At 56.9% G+C, this 18365-nt stretch carries 14 protein-coding genes; 5 read left to right on the top strand and 9 right to left on the bottom strand.

Annotated features, from left to right (window positions below; all coding sequences use genetic code 11):
- Positions 1–21: 21 nt before the first annotated feature.
- Positions 22–714, bottom strand: coding sequence for a response regulator transcription factor (locus tag HS103_09805; GenBank protein MBE7513095.1), 693 nt, complete (start codon positions 712–714; stop codon positions 22–24).
- Positions 715–919: 205 nt separating this feature from the next.
- Between HS103_09805 and HS103_09800 the strand changes: the two genes are divergently transcribed.
- From HS103_09800 to HS103_09790, 3 genes are read left to right on the top strand one after another with little or no spacing between them, the layout of a single operon-like run.
- Positions 920–1390 carry a DUF4281 domain-containing protein gene (locus HS103_09800; GenBank protein MBE7513094.1) on the top strand — a complete coding sequence of 157 codons (471 nt, stop codon included), beginning with the start codon at positions 920–922 and terminating at the stop codon, positions 1388–1390.
- 3 nt (positions 1391–1393) lie between these two features.
- On the top strand, positions 1394–2140 hold the full coding sequence (locus tag HS103_09795) for a class I SAM-dependent methyltransferase (protein ID MBE7513093.1): 747 nt from the start codon (positions 1394–1396) through the stop codon (positions 2138–2140).
- A 5-nt stretch (positions 2141–2145) separates the two neighbouring features.
- Positions 2146–4944 (top strand): bifunctional transaldolase/phosoglucose isomerase, encoded by a 2799-nt coding sequence (locus HS103_09790; GenBank protein ID MBE7513092.1) that lies wholly within the window; start codon positions 2146–2148, stop codon positions 4942–4944.
- 125 nt (positions 4945–5069) lie between these two features.
- Here HS103_09790 and HS103_09785 read toward each other — a convergent pair whose 3' ends face one another.
- The 3 genes from HS103_09785 to HS103_09775 all read right to left on the bottom strand — a co-directional run bounded on the left by HS103_09785 (position 5070) and on the right by HS103_09775 (position 8329).
- Entirely contained in the window at positions 5070–6035 is a 966-nt protein-coding gene (locus tag HS103_09785; protein ID MBE7513091.1) for an undecaprenyl/decaprenyl-phosphate alpha-N-acetylglucosaminyl 1-phosphate transferase, read from the bottom strand.
- A gap of 203 nt (positions 6036–6238) precedes the next feature.
- Positions 6239–7285: a zinc-binding dehydrogenase gene (locus tag HS103_09780; protein MBE7513090.1), complete on the bottom strand. Its 1047-nt coding sequence runs from the start codon at positions 7283–7285 to the stop codon at positions 6239–6241.
- A 21-nt stretch (positions 7286–7306) separates the two neighbouring features.
- Positions 7307–8329, bottom strand: a complete 1023-nt coding sequence (locus HS103_09775; GenBank protein ID MBE7513089.1) for an alcohol dehydrogenase catalytic domain-containing protein — start codon at positions 8327–8329, stop codon at positions 7307–7309.
- 258 nt (positions 8330–8587) lie between these two features.
- On the opposite strand from HS103_09775, the gene HS103_09770 reads away from it, so the two are divergent.
- Positions 8588–9481 (top strand): zinc ABC transporter substrate-binding protein, encoded by an 894-nt coding sequence (locus HS103_09770; GenBank protein MBE7513088.1) that lies wholly within the window; start codon positions 8588–8590, stop codon positions 9479–9481.
- An 84-nt stretch (positions 9482–9565) separates the two neighbouring features.
- On the opposite strand, the gene HS103_09765 is transcribed toward HS103_09770, so the two are convergent.
- From HS103_09765 to HS103_09745, 5 genes are all read right to left on the bottom strand, one after another.
- Positions 9566–11107: an ABC transporter permease subunit gene (locus HS103_09765; GenBank protein MBE7513087.1), complete on the bottom strand. Its 1542-nt coding sequence runs from the start codon at positions 11105–11107 to the stop codon at positions 9566–9568.
- A 15-nt stretch (positions 11108–11122) separates the two neighbouring features.
- Positions 11123–12151 carry an ABC transporter permease gene (locus HS103_09760; GenBank protein ID MBE7513086.1) on the bottom strand — a complete coding sequence of 343 codons (1029 nt, stop codon included), beginning with the start codon at positions 12149–12151 and terminating at the stop codon, positions 11123–11125.
- A gap of 151 nt (positions 12152–12302) precedes the next feature.
- On the bottom strand, positions 12303–13994 hold the full coding sequence (locus HS103_09755; GenBank protein ID MBE7513085.1) for a hypothetical protein: 1692 nt from the start codon (positions 13992–13994) through the stop codon (positions 12303–12305).
- 333 nt (positions 13995–14327) lie between these two features.
- Positions 14328–15305, bottom strand: a complete 978-nt coding sequence (locus HS103_09750) for a GDP-mannose 4,6-dehydratase (protein ID MBE7513084.1) — start codon at positions 15303–15305, stop codon at positions 14328–14330.
- 197 nt (positions 15306–15502) lie between these two features.
- Positions 15503–16153, bottom strand: a complete 651-nt coding sequence (locus HS103_09745; protein MBE7513083.1) for a YdcF family protein — start codon at positions 16151–16153, stop codon at positions 15503–15505.
- Positions 16154–16366: 213 nt separating this feature from the next.
- Between HS103_09745 and asnB the strand changes: the two genes are divergently transcribed.
- A complete protein-coding gene (gene asnB / locus HS103_09740; protein MBE7513082.1) occupies positions 16367–18277 on the top strand; it encodes an asparagine synthase (glutamine-hydrolyzing) in 1911 nt (636 codons plus the stop codon).
- Positions 18278–18365 lie beyond the last annotated feature (88 nt).

Genomic DNA, 18365 nt, shown 5'->3' with positions numbered 1-18365 from the left:
GAGGTTCGGCTGTACGGCAGCTTATGGCGTTGGCTGTTTCTCAAAACGATAGCCAACGCGGTGTTCGGTCAAAATATAGACCGGGTTGGCGGCGTCCGGCTCGATCTTCTTCCGCAGTTGGGCGATATAGACGCGGGGATAGTAAATTTCGTCGGCATATTGCTCCCCCCAGACCTGCTCCAAAAGCTCCCGCTGTGTCACCACCCGTCCGGCGTTTTCCATCAGGACGATCAAGAGCTTGAACTCGGTTGGCGTCAGGTGGACGCGATCCCCAGAGATATAGACATGACGACGGCGCATATCGACGCTGAGGTAGCCATCGTTGTAGCTTGTTGCCGTCTCCCCGCCCGTCATCCGGGCGCGGCGGAGAAGCGCCTGCACCCGCGCCACAAATTCGTTCAGGCGCAAGGGTTTAACAAGGTATTCATCGGCGCCGGCATTCAACCCCCGAATAATATCGTCCTCGCTAATCGCATTGGCAGAGAGCATCATCACAGGCGTATCGGCAACCTCTCGAATCCGCTGGCAGACAGTTAATCCATCCATCTCTGGCATGACAATATCCAGTACAACGAGATCGGGGCGTTCGGCATGGAAAAGGCGCAGCCCCTCTATGCCGTTGGCGGCAAGGGATACGGTGTACCCATCGCGGCGCAGTTTCCGCCCTAAGGCATCGCGGATCGTCTGTTCATCATCCACTACGAGGATTTTCATATCGACTGTCTCTTTCCCATCGACACCCATTGCCACCCGGTGGGCAGTTCCCTACCCAAATGAGGCTAAGTATACGATAGATGTGCGATTGGCACGAACGGGAAACGAAAGGGGATGTGCATCACCCCGCGCTCACTTGCTATAATCCTCACCGAAAAGATGTCCTTGCCTGTTCTGCCGCCCATCACAAAGGATGTTGCCCACTATGCTCAATCTTTTGTTCGTCCTTGCCACGCTTATCCCAATCCCGTTTTGGCTGGCGATGGTTGTTGCCCCCCATCGGGAGTTCACCAACCGCCTTCTAAAAAGTCACCTGGCATTGATTGCCCTCGGCACAATCTACCTTCTGCTTGCCGTTGGGTCTGTCCTTTCCAGCATTGGGCAAGTGAGCCTCGGCAATTTGTTCTCATTGGAGGGATTGCCCGTCGTCTTCAGCCGGACGCCCTTTGCCCTAACGGTATGGGTTCATTTGCTGTGTATGGATTTGGCGGGCTGCTATTGGGTATACCACGAGGCGCCCAAGAGTGACATGCCCAACAGCGTTCTGCGCCTTTGCCTCATCCTGACGTTTCTTTTGGCGCCGTTCGGCATTCTCTGCTTCGTTATTTGGCGCGTCTTGCGCAGCGCCCAACACGCCGCAGCGTTGAATACCGACACGCTCACCACCACCGATTGAGCCATGCCACCTTCTGATCTGGCAGCAGCGCGGGGTGAGCCGAGTTACGTGTGGCGCAGCGGGCAAGAGCGGCGTTTGAAGATGGTTGCCGCACACGCCCCGCTGAAAGATGCCCTGATTTTAGATCACGGCTGCGGGCTGGGACTCTATGCCTATGAGTTTCAGCGCCGCTACAGCCCGTCCGTCTATGGTTTTGATACAGAGGGTGTGCGGGTGAGCGATGCCGCCGCCGCAGAGGGACTTCAGCCAGGGTTTTGTGTTGCTGTCGCAGAGCGTCTGCCTTACCCCGATAATGCCTTTGATCTGGTGTTCTCCAATGAGGTTATTGAACACGTTACGAATGATCACCAAACTGCCCGCGAGATGATCCGCGTGACGCGCCCCGGCGGGCGGGTTATCCTTTTTTGCCCCAACCGCTGGTATCCCTTTGAAACGCACGGGCATTACTGGAGGGGCGTTTACCATTTCGGCAACACACCATTGATCAATTATCTTCCCAATGCGCTGCGCAACAGGCTTGCTCCCCATGTGCGGGTATATACAGCACATGGCTTGCGCCACTTGTTTCGCCATTTACCTGCTCGTGTCGTCCATCACCGGCGCATTTTTGGCGGCTACGACAACATTGTGCGCCGTGCGCCCGCCCTCGGTAAGGCGCTGCGGGCAATCCTCTATACGGCGGAAAAGACACCCTTTCGGGTGTTCGGCTTATCTCATGTTCTGGTGCTGGAAAAAACGGGTGAAGGATAATTCCCATGGCAACGACAAAAGCGCACGACATCAACGCGCTCGGTCAATCAATTTGGTATGACAACATTCGGCGGTTGTTCCTTGAAAATGGTGAGATTGCGCGGCTCATTGAGGCGGGCGTCCTCGGCATGACCTCGAATCCGACCATCTTTGAGAAGGCAATTGCCGGCAGCACCGATTACGATGCCGACATGCGTCGTTTGGTTGAAGCAGGGGAGACGCCCAATGCCATTTATGAAGCGCTCGCCGTTGGCGATATTCGTCGTGCGGCTGACCTGTTGCAGCCTGTCTATGAGGAAACAAACGGGGTTGATGGCTATATCAGCCTAGAGGTTAACCCGCTTTTGGCGCACGACACCGAAGGGACCATTCGTGAGGCACAGCGGCTTTTTGCTCTTGTTGGGCGTCCCAATGTGATGATCAAAGTCCCCGCCACGCCGGAGGGTATCCCCGCCATCGCCACCCTGATTGCCGGCGGGATCAACATCAATGTAACCCTGATTTTCGCCCTCGATAAGTACCGCGAGGTCATGGATGCTTATCTAGCAGGCTTGGAGAAGCGCCTCGCCGTCGGCGGTGACCTAACCCGCATTGCATCGGTGGCATCCTTCTTTGTCAGCCGCGTCGATTCGGCGGTGGATAAACTTCTTGCTGCTAAGGGGAATACCGATCTTCAGGGAAAAGTTGCCATTGCCAATGCAAAGGTTGCCTATGCCCTGTTCCAGACCGTTTTCAGCGGCACACGATGGGCAAAACTGACCGAAGCCGGAGCGCGGGTGCAGCGCCCACTCTGGGCAAGCACGGGGACGAAAAACCCCGCCTACCCAGACACCCATTATGTCGATACGCTGATCGGACCTGACACGGTGAACACCATGCCTCCCGCCACCCTAGAGGCAACGCTCGATCATGGCGTCCCCGCCGCCACGATCATGCAGGGGATGGATACTGCCCACGCTCAGCTTGCCCAGTTGGGCGCATTAGGGATCGATATTGACGGTGTGACCCAAACCCTTCTTGAAGAAGGCGTCGAGGCATTCAAAAAATCCTTCGAGTCCCTTATGGGGAGCATCACGGTAAAACGGCGACACCTCATTGCCGAGATTCAGGGGCGTTCCGCCGTGCTAGGAATGTATGAAGGGGCAGTAGCGGCGGCGCTTGAACGGATGGACACCGAACGTATTCCCGCCCGCATTACTCTGAAAGATCACACCGTTTGGGGCAGCGACCCCGCCGAGATCAGCAACCGGCTTGGTTGGTTGGACAGCCCCACTGTCATGAAACCCGTCACCGATGCCATTTATGACATTGCCGATGAGGTGTGGTCGGATGGCATTACGAAGGCGCTTGTCTTGGGGATGGGCGGCAGCAGCCTTGCCCCAGAAGTCTTTGCCAAAACCTTTGGGGTGAACACGGCGCACCTTGAATTGGGCGTTCTGGACAGCACCGATGCTGATACCGTGCGCGATTTTGCCTACCGTTTCCCCCCCGAAGATACGCTCTATATCGTTTCCTCCAAGTCGGGCGGGACGGTGGAGATGGTGTCCTTCTTCCGCTACTTCTACAACCTGACGGCAGAAACCTTTGGGGCGGAGAACAAAGCGAAAATCGGGGAGCATTTCATCGCCATTACCGATCCGGGCAGCGGCTTGCAAAAAATGGCGGAGGATTATCTGTTTCGTTCGGTCTTTCTGAACGATCCGAACATTGGTGGACGTTATTCAGCGCTCTCCTACTTTGGCTTGTTCCCGGCAGCGCTCGATGGCGTTGACCTCTACAAACTCTTGGATCGGGCGTCCCTGATGGTGGATCGCTGTGGGGCAACCCTGCCCGCAGCGGATAACTATGGGGCATGGTTGGGGGCGATCTTGGGCGTTTTGGCAACACAAGGGCGCGACAAAGCAACCTTCATCCTCTCCCCAACAATTGCCAGCTTTGGCGATTGGGTAGAGCAGTTGATCGCTGAATCAACAGGGAAAAATGGGAAGGGCATTCTGCCCGTTGTGGGAGAAAGTGTCGGTGCGCCAGAAGTCTATGGGACAGATCGCGCCTTTTTCTACCTGAAGACTGCCGGCGATTCAACGCATGACGCAGCGGTGGACGCCCTCCAAGCGGCGGGACACCCCGTCATCCGTCTCCACCTGAGCGATCCTTATGACCTCGGCGGGATGTACTACCTGTGGGAATACGCTGTCGCCGCTGCCGGATGGGTACTGAGCATCCAGCCCTTTGACCAGCCAAACGTGGAGAGCGCGAAAATTCTGGCGCGGCAGATGGTTGCCACCTACCGTGAACAGGGGACACTCCCCACCCAAACAGCGATCCTCACCGAGGGCAAGATTGCCGTATATGGCAATGTCAGTGGGGCGACGGTGAGCGAGGCGTTTCAGGCATTCGGGCGGCTTGCCAAAGCAGGCGATTACATGGCGATTCAAGCCTATGTGAACCCCACCGAATATCGTGTTGCCGAAACGCTGGAAAAACTGCGGAACACGCTGCGCGATCATACCAAACTACCCGTGACGCTTGGCTACGGACCGCGCTTTTTGCACAGCACGGGTCAGCTTCACAAAGGGGACGGAAACAACGGACTGTTTGTGATCCTGACCAGTGACCCCCTTCAAGATGCCGCCATTCCCGATGAGGCAGGGGCGACGACGGCGGCGCTCAGTTTTGGCGTGCTGAAGTTGGCGCAGGCGTTGGGAGATATGCAAGCGTTGGTGGCGAATGGTCGGCGGGTGATCCGCTTCCATTTGGGGAACGATGTGTTGGGCGGGATCAAAGCGCTGATGGGCGGAATGTGACGAAAATCGCGCCCAACGCGAAAGCAGCGGGCTGAAATCAGCCACCCCTGCGGGGCTTGAAGGCAAAGCGACCTTCCTCTAGGGGCGACCACACAAGGCTGCCCCTGCCTCTGCCTTCGGCAACGTCATAGGGTCATATCCCCCTTCTCAGTCGCACGTGCGCGGCGCATCCCCCGCCGCGCAACGAGGGCAAATCCGGCGGCGGCGATCCCAATCATAACGAGGATGGCAATGAATTTGAACTGCCGACTCGTCGTTGTGAAGGCGATAATCCCAAACGCAGCGCAAAACAGGTAATAACCTAGCGCCAAGACACGAGGGGACATGCCCGCATCAATCAGGCGGAAATGGATATGCCCGCGATCCCCAACCAGCGGGTTTTTCCCCACCCACAAGCGCCGTGCAATCTGCCACGCCACATCCAACAGGGGCAGCCCCATCACCAGCAGAATCGTCGCCATTTTCGCCCCGCCAATGATGCTCAGAGCGCCCGTCGTAAAGCCGAGATAAATGGCACCCCCACCAAGATAGATCGACGCCGGAAACCAATTCGAGCGCATGAATCCTGCCAACGCACCAATCAAGGCCATGGGGAGCAAGCTCACACTCAGCTGCCCCTCCCGAATGGTGTGGATGAGCAGCAACCCCGCCGCAATCAGATTCACCCCTGCCGAAAGTCCGTCCACGCCGTCCAGCCAGTTTACCGTGTTCATCATCATGAGCAGCCAAAACAAGCTGATCAAAATCGTCAGCAAGTAGGGAAAGCGCTCTGTCGTGATCCCTGTCAGCGGGTTGTTGAACTGCTCAATGAAAATGAGAAAGAGGATGGCAATTCCAGCGGCGATGAATTGTCCGATGAATTGGGGGATGGGCGGGAGATCGAAGCGATCATCCAAAATAGCGAATACAAATGCCACAAACCCACCAAGCAATAACCCTGTGACGCGGATGATCTCTTTGGGATCAGCCCGTTCAACGGGCAGAAACTGGGCAAAAATGACGGCAGCACTGAACGCCCCCCACAGAGGCAGCGCCCCAAACTTGGGAATATCGCCGCTATGTTTGCGCCGCCCGCCCGGTTTTGCCACCATCCCCCAGCGGGGTGAGATTCGCTTAGCGACCTCTGTCAACAACAAAGAGGCGACAAAAGCAGCCGCAAATACAGCCAACAGAGACAACCAATAGCTAGGAGGCAAGAAACACCTGTAGGGATTGGTACACTAGGTAGGGCGTCCGCCGCGAGAGAATCATGCCCCTAGCGTACCCTTCAGATAGCAAATCCATCAAATTTCGGTCAGCCCAATCCCGGCATCACCGCCAGCTTGATTGCCTCACTGCGCTGCATTCGCTCCAACCCTTCGGCTACTTCAGAGAGGCGAATTGTTCCATCGATCATCGGCTTCACATTCACCGCCCCCGAACGGAGCATAAACACGGCTTGTTCTACCGCACGGGGGGTATGGTGGAAAATGCCCTTCGTGGTGATCTCTCCATAATGGAGATGAGCGGCGTCAAAAGTGACCTGAGTTCCATTAGGCAACCCGCTAAAGAGGATTGCCGTCCCGCCGGGTCGCGTCATATTCACCGCTTGCGCCCATGTCTCTGCGCTGCCCGCCGCCTCAATGACGACATCCGCACCGCGTCCTTCGGTAAGTGCTTTCACCCCCACCACAGGGTCGCCCTCCAGCGAACTCAGGGTGAGATCAGCCCCTAACTGCTTTGCTCGTTCGATGCGCCCCGCTGCCCGTCCAATGGCGATTACCCGCGCTGCACCAAGGTGTTTTGCCAATTGAATCTGCATCAAGCCCTGTGCGCCCACGCCGAGGATCGCCACCGTATCCCCCAATTGGATTCCGGCATTTGTTGTGCAGAGGACGGCACACGCCAGCGGTTCGGCAAAAGCAGCTTCGGCAAAACTAAGCGTTATTGGAATAGCGTGCATATTCTGGGCGACAATGTGTGCTGGAATACGGACATAATCGGCATACGTCCCCCAATTAAAACGAGACTCAAGGCTGAGGCACTGTTGTTGGCGTCCCTTGCGACAGTAAAAACAGCCGTTGCAGGGGGCAGAATTCGCCCCCGTGACCCGATCCCCCTCCCGCCACGCGCTCACCCCCTCACCAACAGCCTGAATGTAGCCCGCCCATTCGTGACCAAACGGCATGGGCGGCTTGAACAGCTTGTGTCCGCGCCGATAGGCCTTTAGATCTGTGCCGCAGGTCGTCGCTGCTTCCACTTTGACAACCACTTCCCCCGCCCCCGGTTCGGGGATAGCAACTTCACGCAGTTCAAGCGCTCCGGGTCCAAGGAAAAACACACCGCGCATCATCGGGGGCATTCTAGGTACATCCTCTACAAATTACATCGTCACGACAATTTTCAACGAATCGCCGGCGGCACGGGTCATCTCCCACGCGGTCTGCGCCTCTGCCAGTGGAAAGCGGTGAGTGATCAGATCATCGGGGTGAATGACGCCATCGCTCAGCAAAGAGAGCGCCCGCCGTGTATCGTAGGGACTTGCCGAATAGGAACTTGTGATGGTGATCTCTTTGAAAAAGGCATCGTTCATATCTAGCGCCCATGATTCCGCCGGTGCAGGCGGTCCGTAAAGCATGAGCGTCCCCCCAGGCGCAACATAGCGCAGCGCCTTATCAATCACAGGGATTTTCGAGGGTGTACAAAGGACGACGCCTGCTCCATCGCCGCCGCTCCATGCTTTGATCTGATCGTCTACATCGCTATTATCAACATTGAACGTTCCCAACCCTAACCGTCGGGCGCGATCCAGACGGGCGGGCGTCCGATCCGTGATCGCTACCCGATCCGCCCCCCATGAACGGGCAAGCAGCCCAAAGACGATGCCATTAAAGCCCGCCCCAATGACGAGGACGGAATCGCCGCCCTTCACCCGCGCCCGATCCAGCGCCCGCACACAGCAAGCAATCGGTTCGATCAGCGACCCCGCCTCGTAAGAGAGCGAAGCGGGCAGTTTCAAGACATCGCCGTTCACAATCTCGCGGGGGACGCGCACATATTCCGCCATTCCTGCCGGATACAAGCGCGTATTCTTGAACTGTAGGCAGTTTGTATATGCCCCCCGACGGCAGCGTTCGCAAACCATACAGGGCATATGATGGTGAAGGGCAACGCGATCCCCAACGGCAAACGCCGTCACGCCATTCCCAACGGCGACGACTTCGCCAGCGGGTTCATGCCCCAAGACCACCGGAGCGCGGGGCGTCATGTACCAATCCGTCACGTCGCTACCGCACACCCCGCAGACGCGAATTTTCACCAAAAGTTCACCCTCGGCGGGCGCTTCGGGGTGGGGGCGTTCCTCCAGCCGCACTGTGCCGGGGGCGGTATAGACCAATGCACGCATGACAAGCACCCTTCATCTAAACAGTTATAGTTTTCAATGACAGATCATGACGTATGATTGTACCGTGCTTGGGCGGGAACTATCCTCCCCGCTGAGCGTTCAAGGCTTACACCCCCCTTCTGTATTGACACATTGTCTCATTTAAACTATCATCGTAAATGATACGCGATCTCAATATCAACAATTTACCTAGAGGAATTTCGTCCAATGGCTCGAATCGTCGTTCGATCTGTCTGTCTATCTACGTTGATATTCACTATGATCGTGAGCCTTGCTGCGCCCCGTTTCACCTTAAAGGCGCACGCGCCGATCAAGGCGATAGTGACCTTCAGCATTTTGACCGATTTTGTCAAAGAGGTTGGCGGAGAGCGTGTTTCAGTGGAGACGCTCGTCTCTGCCGGGGCAGACGCGCATACCTTTGACCCCACGCCCGCCGATACGGTTAAACTGATTGAGGCGGACGTGATCATTGCCAACGGCTTGGGGTTTGAGACATGGCTTCCCGACCTGATCACCGCCAGCCGGACGAAGGCGAAGTTGATCACTGCGACTGAAGGGATCACCCCACTGCCTCTTGTTGAGGGAGAGAATCACGAGATAGAGGATAATCACGGTGAGGGCGATCCGCATGTGTGGCACGATGTGAGGAATGTCATGCACATGGTGACGACCATCCGCGATGCTCTGATCGTCCTTGACCCCGACGGAGAAGCGATCTATACGGCGAACGCCGCAGCATACCTAGCCGACTTGGAGGCGCTAGACGAGCGCATCCTCGCGTTGGTGGAAACCCTTCCCGAAGGGCGGCGCATCGTATTCACCAGCCATGATGCGCTCGCCTATTTTGGCGCTCGGTATGGACTCAAGGTGGAGGCGGTGCTTGGTGTCAGCACGGAAGCCGCCGACCCATCTGCTGGGGAGATTGCCGCGCTGATCATTGCCATCCGCGAATCCGGTGTTCCGGCGATTTTTGTCGAAAGTCAGGTAAATCCGACTCTGATCGAACAGATTGCACGGGAAGCACGGGTGAAAGTTGCCCCCCCTCTCTACACGGATAGCCTCGGTGAGGCGGGGACAGAGGGTGAAACCTACCTCAGCATGATGGATCACAACAGCTTAACGATTGTAGAGGCGCTGCACGGTACGAATTAGCGCGTAGTCATTGGGAAGTGCGGGGTATGGTTTGTTAGGATGGGCGACCACAGAGGGTCGCCCCTACGAGGTAGACGAAGTTGCCTAACTCTTTAAGGTTGGGTCGAAGGCATCGCGCAGCCCATCTCCAATGACATACAAGCACAAGACGGTGATTGTGATCAGCAGTCCGGGCACAATAACAAGGTGAACCCCTTTGGTGAAGAACGTCTGCGAGTTGGAGAGCATATTGCCCCAACTGGGCGTCGGGGGGTTGATCCCAAAACCGAGGTAGCTCAGCGCCGATTCGGTCAAAATCAGTCCGCCAACGTTGATCGCCACGCCGATCATGACAACGCTGAGCAAGTTCGGCAGGATGTGAACGAGCATGATCCGGCTGACCGGTGCGCCAATCGAGCGGGCGCTGGTGACATATTCACGGGCGCGGATGGAGAAGGTTTCCCCCCGCACCAAACGCGCCGTCCCAAACCACCCCAACAACCCCAACACCATGATCAGCACCGCCGGACCGGGTTTTGTCACCGAGATGATGATCAACAAAAGCAGCAGCGTGGGCAGTGAACTTACAGTGGTGATGATCCAATTCACCGAATCATCGATCAGACCGCCGTAATAGCCCGTCAGAATCCCTAAGGTGACGCCGATGAAAATGGAGATACTCGCCGCCAGAAACGCGATTCCCAAACTCACCTGCCCGCCATAGAGCAGCCGTGCCAGTTGATCCCGCCCCAAGTCATCCGTCCCCAGAACGCGGCGGCGGGCATCCACTGGCGATGTGCCGAGGGTTGTCGTTTGGCGCGGCATGTCGTAGAGGATTTCCTCCTCATAGCTGATGTCTTGAGCGATTAGGTTGTCATTGCCAAGCAAGACGTTCAGCGGGGGGGAATCAGGCGAGACTTGAATCAGTTGGAGGCGTGCTTCGGTCAGACCTATCGTTGCCAAATCGGTGGGGTACAGCTTCAGTTCAAGCGGTAAGCCGGAATCACCACCGCCCGCCGCCACCGACATGGTGAGCCAGCCCGCCTTCACTTCTACATCGGGCAAGACAAGCGTTGGGGGGGCTTCTTTCGACCCTGTTGATTCGCGTAAAGTGAGCGTGTACGTGCCGGGGGGGAGTTGAATCAGAGGGCTGCCCTCGCCCACCTTGATGCTGCGGGCAGAGGGGGATGTTCCCGCTTCGTCGCCGCCCGTCACATAAATATCCAAGCCCTTCCCAAGCAGGGCGGCATTAAATAGTTTGAGTCCGGCATTGCCTTCTTGAAGGTCATTGAAATTCGTATCAATGACTTTCGATTTTGCCTTTGCCCTGTAATCGTAGACGACTGCCGTACTCACGGTGCGAGGGCGAAAGCGATAATCGGTGTCCACCGTCAGGCGGTCTTGCCCGCCAACAGGGATGAAGGCGTTCGGACCGTCCGTCCGCGAGTAATTAATGTCCAATACGCCTGTGATCTGCGGGGCAAAAATAGCAGAGAGGGTGATCACGGCAATGACTGCCATTGCCATGAGCGTCAGGTTATCGCGGCGGAGGCGGCGCAGTGCCAACCCAAGCAGCGAACGCCCTAGCGCCTCATCGCGCTCTTCTTTTTCGTCTTTTAATTTCATTACCATGTCGCGTGCGGTCATGGGTGTGCTATCTCCTTAACTAAAGCGAATACGCGGATCGATCATCGCGTAGAGGATGTCCGAGAGAATAAAACCCAAGATCGTCGTGATCGCTGAGAAGACTGCCACCGCCATGAGCATGGAGAAATCTTGCGCTGTGATCGATTGAAAGGTCAGAAAGCCAATGCCGGGCCACGAGAAGATTTGCTCGGTGATGAACGCCCCGCCCCAAATCCCCGTAATGGCTGGACCGAGGAAGGTTGCCAGCGGAATGAGCGCGTTGCGTGCGCCATGCGCAAACCACACAGCACGCTGCTTCAAACCCTTTGATTTCGCCGTGCGGATGTAATCTTGCCCGATCACATCCAGCATCGAGGCGCGTAGGTAGCGCGAGTAGCCCGCCACACCGCCCGCCCCCAAGACAATGGTCGGCAGGATGAGGAACTGCAAGCGGTTGGGCAAATCGGGACAGCCAATCAACTGCGTACTGGGGCAGCGCCCCCCCATCGGCAAGACCTTGAGCGATGCCCCAAAAATGAGCAGTAAAATCAGCCCTAGCCAAAAGACAGGGACGGCATTGACAATGACGGAGAGAACCCGTGTGGCATTATCAAAGAGGGATCCCCGCGCCACCGCCGCCAAAATCCCGATAGGGACACCCAATAACAGCCCAAAGAGTAAGGAGGAAATGCCCAGTTCAAGCGTTGCCCCAAGCCGTTCGCCAAAAAGGGGCAGAACAGAACGACGGGCAGTGAAGGAATAGCCCCAATCACCGCGTAAGACGCCCAACCGCGCCCCTTGCCTATCGCCCACGCCGTCATCGTTTGTGTCGTAGTAATGCCAATCGTCCCCGATGAGCCAACGAAGATATTGCACCGGCAGCGGGTCATCCAACCCCAAACGCTTTTTCGCTTCTTGCCGCTGTTGAGGCGTAAGGCTTGGATCGAGCAGCAGAGCGCCGGTTGGTCCGCCGGGAGAGAGTGCCAGAATAAGGAAGGTAAAGATGGTCACCCCAAAAACAGTGGGGATTGCTTGAATAAGTCGCCGTGCAATGTACTTAATCATTGGTTAGATCTATCCGCGAACTCTTGCCCACAAGGGTAGAAAATGCCCCCTCCGCTGCCGAACGGGTGGTTCGGATGGAGGGGGCGAGTGACTCGTTCATCACAGGGCGCGTTCGGTTACCCCAACGCGCCGCAATGAAACCCTTAGCCGACTACTCCACCGACCAAGCGTCGATGTTCCACAGCATCTGCGATTGATAGGGTGCAAACCCTTTCACATTGCTGCGTGCTGCGTACATACCGTTCTGAACGAACAGCGGCACATAGGGCAGATCGTCTTGGAAGACCTTCTGCGCCTGGCGATACAGTTCGATCCGCTTTTCCTGATCGCAGCCCGCCGCTGAGCGTGCTTCTTTGGTCAGGCGGTTGAATTCCTCGTTGTTCCACGAGATGAAATTCGAGCCGCTGCCCACAACATCGCTTTCGGGGAGGAAGAGCTGCGTCTGATCGGGACGATCCGGGTAGCCATTCCGCCAGCCGAGAACAATCGCATCAAACGTTTGCGCTTGGAGGCGCTCTACGGCGAGGTTGAAGTCGATCAACTCAACAGTCACTTCCACGCCGATCTGCGCCAACTGATCCTTGATCAAGGTCACAATCGCCTCACGACGGGTGTTGCCCGCGTTCGTGTTGAGCGTGAAGGCAAGGCGAACGCCGTCCTTCTCACGGATACCATCAGCGCCGACAACCCAGCCAGCATCGTCCAACAACTTGGCAGCGGCTGCCGTGTCGTAGGGGATGGGGGCGAGGTCAGGATCAATGGCATAGGAGGTCGGGATCAGGTTCGCCGCCATGCGCGTACCTTCGCCAAAGACCGCCGTCTTTGCCATCGCATCGACATCCAAGCCGAGGGCAATAGCGCGACGCACCATGACATCACCGAAGATCGGGTGTTTGCCCTGATCAATTGCCTTGCCGTCAGCATCCAAACCATTTTGCGGGTTCGTCGGGTCAGCGAGGTTCAACGCCACATAGTCCCACGAATTACCGGCATAGTTGAAGACCTGCGCATCGCCTGCATCGCCAGCCGCTTTGATGTCGGCACGGCGGTTGAGGGCGGGGTTGTCGATGATGCTCGTCTCACCAGCAAGGAACTGCTCGATGAGGACGGTCTGATCTGGTACAACCTTATAGAGGAAGCCAGCCGATTTTGTGCTGCCGTCAATGGCATCGGGCCACGTCTTGTCCGCCAGCAAGCTGGTGCGCTCGCCGGGGCGGAATTCGCCGAAGCTGAACGGTCCAAAGGAAACCGTCGGGGCGGTGGCGAAGGAGTGATCCTTCAGCGCAGTCGGCGCAGTGTCGGCAAAGACATGCGAGGGTGCAACGGGGAAGGAAGCATCCCACAACGCATCGCAGGATCCTTCAACGAGAGTGATGATCAGGGTGTAATCATCCGGTGCTTCAACCGTGGCGATACGCCCCGCTACGAAGCTGTAGGGAGAGGCTGCCTCTTCATTCTTAATAATTTCCCACGAATACAGGAAATCTTTTGTTGTAATGGGCGTTCCGTCCGACCACTTGGCATCTTCGCGGAGTTTGAAGGTCAGTGTTTTCTGATCTTCTGCCAGCGACCATTCTTTTGCCAATGAGCCGGGGGCGGCGGGCTTAAAGGTTGCCGCAGCCGGGTCGGTGCCGATCAAACCGGGGAACATCAACCCAACGACACGCCCGCAGGTCGTGTCCAAGCAAAACAAGGGGTTCAGGTTCGCGGGACCACTGCCGAACGTCGCTTCGACAATAATGCCGCCATCATCTTGCGCCGTTGCCACCGGGGATACCGGAGCAGCCGTGACAGCAAGGGCGAGGGCGACGGTTAGAAAACCGATCTTGAGCGCCTTCTTCATAGAGCTTTTCCTCAATTGAAACATGAAACGATCTTTTGCTCATCCATTTTTGCGGACGAAGCTAAGCGCCATTGTAACGAACCCTCTGTCAAGTTTCAAATTCCAACGAAACATCAAGTATGTCAGAATTTTTTAGGGAGTGTTCTTGTGGAAGGCGCTGAAAGGGGAAAAGAGAAGGATACTGCCTCCCCCTTCTAATCGGGTTTACCTGCAAGGGGAGGGAGAAAATCCCTTTTTAGGGAGGTATCACTTCTAGAGCAGTCACCCTCATAGGAACCCGCGATATCCCATTAGACAAAGATTAAAAATTCGTGAAAATCGCCATTCTCTGCCTCACTCCGTCCGCACGTCTTTTGCCCATGCCTGATTCTCCCGATACCAATCAACTAGGTTACGCAGCCCCTGAAGGTAATCCGTCTGAGGCTGCCAACCGAGCAGTTCCCGCGCACGGCTGATGTCTGCCCAACTCGCCGTGATGTCTGCTGGATGGCGCGGCTGGTAATCGACCTGCGCTGTCTTGCCAAGCAGTTCCTCAAGGATATGCACCATCTCCATGAGGACAACGGGGCGATCTGACCCCAAATTGATCGTCTGGTAGCCAAGCGGTTTCAAGCCGAGGATCGTCCCCTTTGCAATGTCATCAACGTAGGTGAAATCGCGGGATTGCTTGCCATCGCCAAAGACATGGACAGGCTTCCCCTCGTTGATCCACTGGACAAAGCGAAAGAGGCTCATATCAGGTCTACCGCCTGGACCATACACCGTGAAATAACGAAAGACGGTCACATCCAGCCCGGTCAGCGCATGGTAGGAATAGCAGAGCGCCTCCGCCGCCTTTTTCGTTGCCGCATAGGGAGAGATCGGTCGGCTGGTATCAGCATCCTCGCGATAGGGCATAGGGTTGTTCTGCCCATACAGGCTGGAGGTAGAGGCTAAGACAAATTTTCCAATACCGCGCCGTTTGCATAGTTCCAAGAGATTCAACGTACCGGTCACGTTTGTATCGACATACAGCCAGGGGTTCTCGGTGGATTGACGCACCCCGGCACGAGCAGCAAGGTTGATCACGGCGGCGCAGTCGGGGAGCGCCGTATCCAAACCCTCCACTGTTGGGCGGTGGGCAATATCGCCCTCAATGAGCGTGAAGCCGGGAAGCCCGCGCAGGCGGTTCAAGCGCCAGTGTTTTAGCCGAATATCATAAGCGTCGTTCAGGTTGTCAATGCCTGTGACGGTGTGTCCTGCCGCACAGAGCATTTCGGTGACTTTACTGGCAATGAATCCGGCTGCGCCGGTGACGAGATAATGAGCCATAGCAGGTGTGATTGATCCTTTGGTTCGTGTAGCTATTGGATATACAGTGTCCCTAATAGCCCTTCAGGAAGGTAACCATAGAATGAGACAGTCCTCATCCCCCTCGCCCACAGAATTTCTCCCCCTTTCCCCGCACGCGGGGAAAGGGGATTGGGGTTCTTTTAGAAATTTTCCTGACGGACTACTCGTTAGAGTACCTAGAAAGGGAGAACACCATAGCGCATGGCGTAGTAGATCATCTTTAGGTATTCCATGCCGACGGCGAGAAACGTATCATGATCATACCATGCCATCTCGGTAAGGTCGTAGCGGTCTACCGACACAAAGGTCAAAACAAGGGGCGGATTCGGCTGCAAGGCACGGTAGACGGCGCGGGCGCGGCGGGTGTGTGTGTTATCGGTGACGATCAGGGCGGAATGAGCGCCTTCCGCCTGAAGTAGGGCATAGACCTTCTCGGCTTCGTCCCATGTTGCCTCAGCGTTTTCGATCAGGCGGCGCACATCGCGGGGGACGCCCAGATGATCAAGCCAAAATGTGCCGAGCCGCAAACTTTTTGTCGTCCCGCTGAAGATGATTATGGGGGCATAGCCCTCCTGCCACAGACGAGCGGCTGTTTCCGCCCGCCCGCCAACATCACCGCCCAAAATGACGATGACATCGGCGCGTTGGGGCGCTTCGCCAACAACAGTGAAGGCATAGAAAGGGGGCAGCCATATGCCGCGCGTCAGCCAGAGCAACAGGGGAGCGATGATGAAGAACACGATTCCCCATAAGCAGCCCTGACAGCCGAGGCGTCGACAGCCGCGTAGGGGACGAAGGCGGGTGGTGGGAGATGGTAGCGTTGCCATTGGCGGGAATTATACGCCACTCTCGTGCGGGAGGGGTAGCGCCGTATCCTCTGAGTCCCTTGCAGGGGAGAGCATCTGTGGTCTCCCGCCGCTAAACTACACTCACCCCTGTGCTGTCCCCTCACACCATCATTTTCTATCGTTTCCCTCTATCGTATCGGGCGTTATACTTCCCACCTTCAGGTAGCTTCAAGGACATAGAAGAAAGCACCCATGTGCGGAATCGCCGGATTTTGGGGTGAGGTGGGGCAAACTGAGGACGCCGCCGCGATCTTAGCACGGATGACGCGGGCAGTTGCCCACCGCGGACCCGACGGGCTAGATTATTGGCGCGATCAGCGTGTTGGCTTGGGTCATGCGCGGCTGGCAATCATCGACCTCTCAACGGGCGATCAACCCATGTGGGATGCCCACCGACGACGGGTGATCGTCTTTAACGGGGAGATTTACAACTACCGCGAACTGCGGGCAGCTCTAGAACAACGCGGCTACCACTTCCTGACGAACAGCGATACCGAGGTAATCGCCGCCGCACTAGACGCTTACGGCATTGACGATGGGCTGCTCGCTCTGCGCGGGATGTTTGCCTTTGCCCTCTATGATACAACGGATGGCAGCCTCCTCTTGGCGCGTGATCGTGTCGGGATCAAGCCCTTGTTCCTCGCCCGCACAGCATTGGGGGTCTTTTTTGGCTCAGAGCCAAAAGCCGTCCTTGCCTCTGGCTGTGTGCCGATCCGCGCCAACAGTGCTGCTCTGCACGATTACCTCTCGCAAGGTCACACAATCACCCCCATGACCTGTTTCCAAGACATTGAACAGCTCCCGCCGGGGTCGTGGCTGCGCCTCTCGCCAGAGGGTGAGCGGCACGGGACGTACTATACATGGCAGCCCGCCGTTGAACCGCAACTTGACTCGGCAGGGGCAATCGAACGGGCGGAAGAGACGCTTCAAGAGGCGCTCAAAGGGCATTTGATTGCCGATGTGCCGATTGGCATGTTCCTATCGGGAGGCATTGATTCCTCGCTCATCGCCGCGCTTTTGGCAGGGGGACTAAAGCCCGATATTCAGGCATTCACGATGGGCTTTGACGACGCCGCCTATGATGAGAGCGCTCAAGCGCGGGAGATTGCCGAAAGCTGCCGGATCGCCCTCCACGAAACACAGATGAGTCTCGGCGCAGAGCGTCTGGAAACCTTCCAGCGTGTTGTGAATCAGTATGACGAACCCTTCGGGGATAGTTCTGCGCTCCCCACCTATTTGGTCTGCCGTGAGATTCGCAAGCATGTTACGGTTGCTCTTTCCGGTGATGGCGGGGATGAAGTGTTCGGTGGCTATGTCCGCTACCGCTTGGCGCGGCGACTCTCCCAATGGGGTGCGGCTGTCTCTGGGGGGAGAATTCTGAACCCTGTGATGGGCGTTGTGCGGCACATGGGGCGACGCGGACACCAAGCAGCGAAGGCATGGCGGCTGGCGGGGCTTTCCCGTCCGGCGCTGTTTGCCGCCCTCACCGAATATTTCACCGAGGACGAGCGGTTATCGGGATACACAGCCGAATTGGGGCGGATGGTACGGGCGGGGGGGACAACAGCACAACGTATGACGCCCTTTGTCAGCATGGCGGGCGACCCGATCACCGCCCTCATTGAATCCGAAATGCGCCTCCGTCTGCACGCCGACTACCTCCGCAAAGTCGATGTGGCGAGTGGGGCGCATGGCTTAGAAGTGCGCGTCCCCTACCTTGATAATGAAATGCTTCGACTAGGGGCGGCGCTGCCGGCTGCCTTGAAAGTCTCGCCGCAAGGGACGTTGAAGGTTGTCACGCGGGGGCTGGCGGCAAAACTGCTGCCGGAATCGGTCTCCAAACGAAAGAAACAAGGCTTTTCCGTCCCCTTGGATCGCTGGATTGTGGGCGACCTGCGCGAGTACGTCCGCGACCTGATTTTGAGTACGGCATCCCCCCTGCGCGAGATGTTCCAATCCACCTTTTTGCAAACAGCGTGGGATCGCTTTGAGGGCGTCGTCGTTGGCGAGGCGGTCAGCCGCTACCAAAGTTTTCAACGGGTGTATATGCTGGCATCGCTGGCAATGTGGCTTGGACGGTTTAAGGTGAGTGTGGGAGGATGAGGCACAACGCTAGGGCGACTCCTGCACAGAGCATAATAAATCTACTCCGCTAATGGTGTGTAAGGTGGCACTGTACAAGCCTCCTATT

Source organism: Anaerolineales bacterium, assembly GCA_015075625.1.
Classification (GTDB): Bacteria; Chloroflexota; Anaerolineae; order Aggregatilineales; family UBA2796; genus UBA2796.
Note: the sequence above shows the minus strand (reverse complement) of the source record. Positions and strands in the feature narration are given on the sequence as shown.

Excerpts from the sequence above, each read along its gene's own strand:
- HS103_09760 (MBE7513086.1), bottom strand. The coding sequence starts at position 12,151 with ATGATTAAGTACATTGCACGGCGACTTATTCAAGCAATCCCCACTGTT.
- HS103_09785 (MBE7513091.1), bottom strand. The coding sequence starts at position 6,035 with ATGGTGGCAAAACCGGGCGGGCGGCGCAAACATAGCGGCGATATTCCC.
- HS103_09800 (MBE7513094.1), top strand. The coding sequence starts at position 920 with ATGCTCAATCTTTTGTTCGTCCTTGCCACGCTTATCCCAATCCCGTTT.
- HS103_09795 (MBE7513093.1), top strand. The coding sequence starts at position 1,394 with ATGCCACCTTCTGATCTGGCAGCAGCGCGGGGTGAGCCGAGTTACGTG.
- HS103_09790 (MBE7513092.1), top strand. The coding sequence starts at position 2,146 with ATGGCAACGACAAAAGCGCACGACATCAACGCGCTCGGTCAATCAATT.
- HS103_09775 (MBE7513089.1), bottom strand. The coding sequence starts at position 8,329 with ATGCGTGCATTGGTCTATACCGCCCCCGGCACAGTGCGGCTGGAGGAA.
- HS103_09755 (MBE7513085.1), bottom strand. The coding sequence starts at position 13,994 with ATGAAGAAGGCGCTCAAGATCGGTTTTCTAACCGTCGCCCTCGCCCTT.
- asnB (MBE7513082.1), top strand. The coding sequence starts at position 16,367 with ATGTGCGGAATCGCCGGATTTTGGGGTGAGGTGGGGCAAACTGAGGAC.
- HS103_09805 (MBE7513095.1), bottom strand. The coding sequence starts at position 714 with ATGAAAATCCTCGTAGTGGATGATGAACAGACGATCCGCGATGCCTTA.
- HS103_09745 (MBE7513083.1), bottom strand. The coding sequence starts at position 16,153 with ATGGCAACGCTACCATCTCCCACCACCCGCCTTCGTCCCCTACGCGGC.
- HS103_09765 (MBE7513087.1), bottom strand. The coding sequence starts at position 11,107 with ATGACCGCACGCGACATGGTAATGAAATTAAAAGACGAAAAAGAAGAG.
- HS103_09770 (MBE7513088.1), top strand. The coding sequence starts at position 8,588 with ATGATCGTGAGCCTTGCTGCGCCCCGTTTCACCTTAAAGGCGCACGCG.
- HS103_09750 (MBE7513084.1), bottom strand. The coding sequence starts at position 15,305 with ATGGCTCATTATCTCGTCACCGGCGCAGCCGGATTCATTGCCAGTAAA.
- HS103_09780 (MBE7513090.1), bottom strand. The coding sequence starts at position 7,285 with ATGCCCCCGATGATGCGCGGTGTGTTTTTCCTTGGACCCGGAGCGCTT.